Here is a 6,259-nt window from a genome sequence, read left to right as displayed (position 1 = left end):
TTCCCGCACTGCGGAGAAGGCCGCGCCGCACGGAACCCCTCCCGCCCCTCTTCGGAGGGGTGAAAGGCGCCGGATGAGGAGCGCGCGGAAGGTCCCGGACCCCCTGCGCCGCTCATTGGGAAAGCAGAAATTCTACATGCAATTCACTGATCACGCTCGAAAAAAGAGGCCCGCCTCCCAGGGAGACGAGCCTCTCATTTCAGTTCCCTTTGCGCCCGGTGCGCCTGCGCGTCCGGGCGGAAGCAGGAAGAGCTTCTTAGGCGTTCTTGACCGACGCGACGAGGGCGGCGAAGCCTTCCTTGTCGTTCACGGCCATGTCGGCGAGGACCTTGCGGTCAAGGCCGATGCCGGCCTTCTTCAGGCCGTTCATGAACACCGAGTACGTCATGCCGTTGGCACGGGTGCCGGCATTGATGCGGGCGATCCACAGACGGCGGAACACGCGCTTCTTGTTGCGGCGGTCGCGGTAGGCGTACTGACCGGCGCGCATGACGGCCTGCTTGGCAACGCGGAAAACGTTGTTGCGGCGCAGACGGAAGCCCTTCGAAAGGGCAAAAATCTTCTTATGACGGGCACGGGCCGTCACACCACGCTTCACACGAGGCATCTCTTATCTCCTTTCTTCAATTAGGCGTAGGGCAGCATGCGCTTGACGGACTTGATGTCCGACTCGTGCACCGTGACCATGCCGCGCAGCTGACGCTTGTTCTTCGTCGTGCGGTGGGAAAGGATGTGGCGCTTCGTGGCGTGGGCGCGCTTGATCGAGCCGCTGGCACGCGGCTTGAACCGCTTCGCAGCGGCGCGCTTGGTCTTCATCTTCGGCATTTGCCGTTCCTCTTTTATTGGATAAGCCCCGGGCGTTCCAGCAGTGAAAGCACTGGACGCTTCAACGGGCCCTGGGCCTACTTGTTATGCCAGCTTCGGAGATGACCCGAAGCCGGCGAAAGACAGCGATTCTACTCGAACTCGAGCGGAAGTGCGGAAAATCAGCGCTTCTTTTTCGGGGCGAGAACCATGATCATCTGGCGGCCTTCGAGCTTGGGCGCGTGCTCGACCTGGGCGACGTCGGCGAGTTCGTCGCGCACGCGGTCCATCAACTGCGTGCCGAACTGCTGGTGGGCCATTTCACGGCCGCGGAAGCGCAGCGTGACCTTGGCCTTGTCGCCGTCGGCGAGGAAGCGCACGAGGCTGCGCAGCTTCGTCTGGAAGTCGTTCTCGTCCGTCGCCGGACGGAACTTGACTTCCTTGATCTGCACGACCTTCTGCTTCGCCTTGGCTTCCTGGGCCTTCTTCTGCTCCTGATAACGAAACTTGCCGTAGTCCATCAGGCGGCAGACGGGCGGCACTGCGTTCGGCGCGACCTCAACAAGGTCGACGTCCGCTTCCTCGGCCATACGGAGGGCTTCGGAAGTGCGGACAATACCGATCTGGGCGCCGTCGACGCCGGTCAGTCGGACCTCAGGAACTCGGATCTCACCATTGATCCGATGCTTGCGATCTTGAGCTATGGCTCTTCTCCTGAAAAAACTCTAGCGCTGTTGCGACTTCGCCCGCGCCGATCATTCGGCGTGGGAGCGGCTCTCGTCTTCGGCCTTGATGCGGGCGAGGATGTCCTCCACCTTCATCACGCCGAGATCCTTGCCGCCGCGCATGCGCACGGAAACCGTCCCAGCCTGAGCCTCCTTCTCGCCGACGACGAGAATGTAGGGGATCTTCTGCAGACTGAGTTCGCGAATTTTATAGTTGATCTTTTCACCGCGCAAATCAGTGGTGACACGGATGCGCGCCGCATGGAGCTTGTCGGCGACCTCCTGCGCGTAGGCGGCCTGCTTGTCCGTGATCGGCGCGACGGCGCACTGGATCGGGGCGAGCCAGGTCGGGAAGGCGCCGGCGAACTCTTCGATCAGCATGCCGATCCAGCGCTCGAGGGAGCCGAGGATCGCGCGGTGCAGCATCACCGGAATCTTGCGGGTGTTGTCTTCGCCCACGTACTCGGCGCCGAGGCGGCCGGGCATCTGGAAGTCCACCTGGACCGTGCCGCACTGCCAGGAGCGGCCGAGGCAGTCCTTGAGGTGGTACTCGATCTTGGGGCCGTAGAAGGCGCCTTCGCCCGCGAGGATCTCGTACTTGATCCCGAGCGCGTCGAGGCTCGCCATCAGGGCGTGCTCGGCCTTGTCCCACACGGCGTCCTCGCCGATGCGCATCGCCGGGCGGGTCGCCACCTTGTAGGCGATCTCGGTGAAGCCGAAGTCGGCGTAGACCTTCTGCACGAGCGCAGTGAAGTGCTCGCATTCGGCGAGGATCTGGTCCTCGGTGCAGAAGATGTGGCCGTCGTCCTGGGTGAAGCCGCGCACGCGCATGAGGCCGTGCAGGGCGCCCGAGGATTCGTTGCGGTGGCACTGGCCGAATTCGCCGATGCGCAGCGGCAGATCACGGTAGCTGCGCAGCTTCGAATTGAAGATCTGGATGTGGCCCGGGCAGTTCATGGGCTTCAGGGCGTAGTAGCGGTTCTCCGACTCGGTCGTGAACATGTTCTCGCGGTACTTCGCCCAGTGGCCGGAGCGCTCCCAGAGCGAGCGGTCGAGGAGCTGCGGCGCCTTCACCTCTTCGTAGCCGTTGTCCTGGTAGACGCGGCGCATGTACTGCTCGATCACCTGCCAGAGGGCCCAGCCCTTGGCATGCCAGAAGATCATGCCGGGGGCCTCGTCCTGAAGGTGGAAGAGGTCGAGCTCGCGGCCGAGGCGACGGTGGTCGCGCTTCTCAGCCTCCTCGAGCATCTTGAGGTAGGCCTTCTGGTCGTCCTTCGACGCCCAGGCCGTGCCGTAGATGCGCTGGAGCATCTCGTTCTTGCTGTCGCCGCGCCAGTACGCGCCCGCGACCTTCATGAGGCGATGGACCTTGAGGCACCCCGTCGAGGGGACGTGGGGGCCGCGGCAGAGGTCGACGAAGTCGCCCTGACGGTAGAGCGAAATGGTCTCGCCCTCGGGGATCGAGCTGATGATCTCGGCCTTGTAGTGCTCGCCCAAGGCCTTGAAGAAGTCCACGGCCTCGCTGCGGGGCATCTCCTCGCGCACGATCGGAATGTTCTTCTTCACGAGCTCGTCCATGCGCTCCTCGATCTTCTTGAGGTCTTCGGGCGTGAAGGGACGCGAGTAGGAGAAGTCGTAGTAGAAGCCGTTCTCAATCGCCGGCCCGATCGTCACCTGCGCTTCGGGATAGAGCTCCTTGACGGCCTGCGCCATCAGGTGCGCGCTCGAGTGGCGGATGATCTCGAGGCCTTCGGGATCCCGGCCCGTGATGATCGCGACGTCGGCGTCTTCGGCGATGGTGGTCGAAAGGTCGACGAGCTTGCCGTTCACGCGGCCGGCGAGGGCGGCCTTCGCAAGGCCGGCGCCGATCGAGGCGGCGACTTCAGCAACGGTGACCGCGCCCGGATATTCGCGCTTGGATCCGTCGGGAAGGGTGACAACTACCATTTTGCAAACCTCACAAAACTTGCGGGCATAAAAAAAGTGCGGACCTGGATCCGCACTTTTTTCATTTGAGTCCTGCTGACAATTATGCGTCCACGCCCAATCTTAACGACGGGGCGCTGTTGTTCGCACAGCCATCTGAATGAACGGCATCGTCGGCATTCCCAATAAAATTCTGGTAGGCACGATTGGATTCGAACCAACGACCCCCACCATGTCAAGGTGATGCTCTAACCAACTGAGCTACGTGCCTGTCAAGGTTTTGATTGTATGGATCCGCGCCCAGAACTGCAAGGCGTCTTCTCCTTCACCGCAGGTCCCTGAACCCGCGCCACGTGTTCCGCGAAGCTTTTCTTGGTAGGCACGATTGGATTCGAACCAACGACCCCCACCATGTCAAGGTGATGCTCTAACCAACTGAGCTACGTGCCTGGAAGAGCTTCACGAGCAACGTGAGGTGCGAATATTACGGGTGCTTTTCGAAAAAAGCAAGGGGTTGGAGGACAAATTTCTAAACTTTTTTCGATTTTCCTTGTTTACTAGGAAGTTGCCGCAACCACCCTCCTCAGCCGTCCGCCCGCGCAGAGCGGAGTGGACGGTCTGAAGGAAGGACTTCGGCGTCAGAGGCGGCGCGCCGAAAGCACGCCCGGCACGGCGCGCAGACCTTGGAGCATGAGCCGCATGCCGTCGCCACCCCTCACCTCGATGGCGAAGCGCATGTGGAGGTCCCCCTTGAGGGCCTGGGAGTTGATGCCGGTGACGTGGACCTTCTCGCGCTGGAAGATTTCGGAGACGTCGCGCATCATCCCGGAGCGGTCCTGGGCGACGACGAGCACCTCGGCGGGATAGACCTGGTCGTCGCCCGCACGCCCCCAGCTCACCTCGATCAGGCGATCGTGGTCCTGATCCCCCATGTTCTTGAGGTTCGGGCAGTCGGCGCGGTGGATGGTGACCCCCCTCCCGCGGGTGACGTAGCCCACGATCTCGTCGGGCGGCAGCGGATGGCAACAGCGCGCGAGCTGCGTAAGGAGCGAATCCATGCCGACCACGAGGACCTTGCTCTTCTTGGCCGAGGCCGAAGCCTCGCGCACCTGGAGTTCGGGTTCCTTCGGGGGCTCAGGCTTCGGGGGCTGCACGGCCTGGGCGAGCGCCGTGAGGGTGATCTCCTCCTTCGCGAAGGCGATGCAGAGCTCATCGACGGAAGCGAAGCCGAGGCGCTTGGCGAGGTCGTCCAACTTCACCGCGGTCTTCCCGAGGCGCGCCAACTCCTTGTCGAGGCGCTCGCGCCCTTCGTCGAGCTGCTTGGCCTGCTGCTGGGCGTTGAACCACTGGCGCACCTTGTTGCGGGTGCGCGCGCTCGCGGCGTAGCCGAGCTCGGGGTTGAGCCAGTCGCGCGAGGGCTGGCCGGTCTTGCCGGCGATGATCTCGACGGTCTGCCCGGTCTTCAGGTGCGTGTTGAGGGGCACCATCGCGCCGTCCACGCGCGCGCCGCGGCAGCGGTGGCCGAGCTGCGTGTGGACCATGTAGGCGAAGTCCACGGGCGTCGCCCCGGTGGGGAGCTCCACCACGCGCCCTTGGGGCGTGAGGCAGTAGACGTGGTCGTCCTCAACGGCGTGCGCGTCCTTGTGCGGGTCGCCGCCGACGTCGGAACGCCAGGCGAGGAGCTGGCGGAGCCAGGCGACCCGCTGCTCTTCGGCCTCGGAGGCGCCGAGCGAATTGCCGGACTCCTTGTAGCGCCAGTGCGCGGCGACGCCGAGTTCGGCGAACTCGTGCATCGCACGGGTGCGGATCTGGATTTCGATCGGACGGCCCGCCTTGTCGGTCACCACCGTGTGGAGCGACTGGTAGCCGTTCGGCTTCGGGTTGGCGATGTAGTCGTCGTATTCCTTCGAGAGGACGGGGAAGTTGTCCTGCACGATGGAGAGCACCTCGTAGCACTGCTCGACGGTGCCGACGATGATGCGCAGCGCGCGCACGTCGAAGAGCTGGTCGAAGCGCAGGTGCTTGCGCTGCATCTTCTTCCAGATCGAATAGATGTGCTTCGGGCGCCCGGAGACGTCGGCCTCGATCTGGTGCTCGGCAAGGAGTGCACGGACCTTCTCGACCACGTGCTGCATGAAATCGAGCCGTTCCTCGCGGGACTCGTCGAGCTCCTCGGCGATCTCACGGTATTCGTCGGGCCGCGTGAAGCGCAGCGACAGGTCCTCCAACTCCCACTTGATCTGCCAGATGCCGAGACGGTTGGCGAGCGGCGCGTAGACGGCGAGCGTCTCCTCGCCGAACTCGCGCGCGCCGGGGCTCTTCGAGGCGACGAACCACCGGAGCGTCTGCAGGCGGCTCGCGAGCTTGAGGAGCACCACGCGCAGGTCCTGGCTCATCGCGAGGAACATGCGGCGCAGCGCCTCGGGCTGCATCACGGCGCTCGCCTCGCTGTTGTCCGAGCGGGCGCGCTTCGAGAGGTCGTTCATCTTGCCGAGCTCGGTGACGAGACCGGCGACGGCGGGCCCGAAGCTCTTCGTGATCCACTCGCCCGGGTTCTGCACGAACTTCGGCACGCTGTAGAGATAGGCGGCGGCGAGGAGCTCCGGATCATTGCGGATGCCGCGCAGAATGCCGGCAACCCCGTCGGCGTGCGTGAGCACCGATTCGCCCGTCGAGAGCGTCCGGCCGTTGTAGAGCGGTTCCACGAGGCTGCGCGCGAGCCCCGGATCGGCGGGAGGATGATTCTCCGTCGGTTCCATTGTTTTCCCCCTTCTTTTTCTTCTTTTGCCGCGGTGCGCGCGCAA

5 protein-coding genes and 2 tRNA genes are annotated in these 6,259 nt (G+C 63.8%); all 7 read right to left on the bottom strand.

The genetic code is table 11. The features are described 5' to 3' along the window. Positions 1-256: 256 nt before the first annotated feature. The 7 genes from rplT to ACT6Y9_RS07785 all read right to left on the bottom strand — a co-directional run bounded on the left by rplT (position 257) and on the right by ACT6Y9_RS07785 (position 6,214). Positions 257-607, bottom strand: a complete 351-nt coding sequence (rplT, locus tag ACT6Y9_RS07815) for a 50S ribosomal protein L20 (protein WP_295480662.1) — start codon at positions 605-607, stop codon at positions 257-259. A 20-nt stretch (positions 608-627) separates the two neighbouring features. Beyond that, positions 628-825, bottom strand: a complete 198-nt coding sequence (gene rpmI / locus ACT6Y9_RS07810; protein ID WP_139687972.1) for a 50S ribosomal protein L35 — start codon at positions 823-825, stop codon at positions 628-630. Positions 826-986: 161 nt separating this feature from the next. Next, positions 987-1,508 (bottom strand): translation initiation factor IF-3, encoded by a 522-nt coding sequence (infC, locus tag ACT6Y9_RS07805; protein ID WP_443744117.1) that lies wholly within the window; start codon positions 1,506-1,508, stop codon positions 987-989. A 51-nt stretch (positions 1,509-1,559) separates the two neighbouring features. Further along, complete coding sequence (thrS, locus tag ACT6Y9_RS07800) at positions 1,560-3,476, bottom strand: threonine--tRNA ligase (protein WP_443744116.1); 1,917 nt, start codon at positions 3,474-3,476, stop codon at positions 1,560-1,562. Between the two features lie 173 nt (positions 3,477-3,649). Then, a tRNA-Val gene (locus ACT6Y9_RS07795) sits at positions 3,650-3,726 on the bottom strand. Between the two features lie 102 nt (positions 3,727-3,828). Then, a tRNA-Val gene (locus ACT6Y9_RS07790) sits at positions 3,829-3,905 on the bottom strand. Positions 3,906-4,093: 188 nt separating this feature from the next. Next, positions 4,094-6,214 (bottom strand): RelA/SpoT family protein, encoded by a 2,121-nt coding sequence (locus ACT6Y9_RS07785; RefSeq protein ID WP_443744115.1) that lies wholly within the window; start codon positions 6,212-6,214, stop codon positions 4,094-4,096. Positions 6,215-6,259: the final 45 nt, after the last annotated feature.

Origin of the sequence: Sutterella sp. (genome assembly GCF_052272535.1) — a bacterium.
GTDB lineage: Bacteria > Pseudomonadota > Gammaproteobacteria > Burkholderiales > Burkholderiaceae_F > Sutterella.
This window is presented reverse-complemented; position numbering and strand designations above follow the sequence as displayed.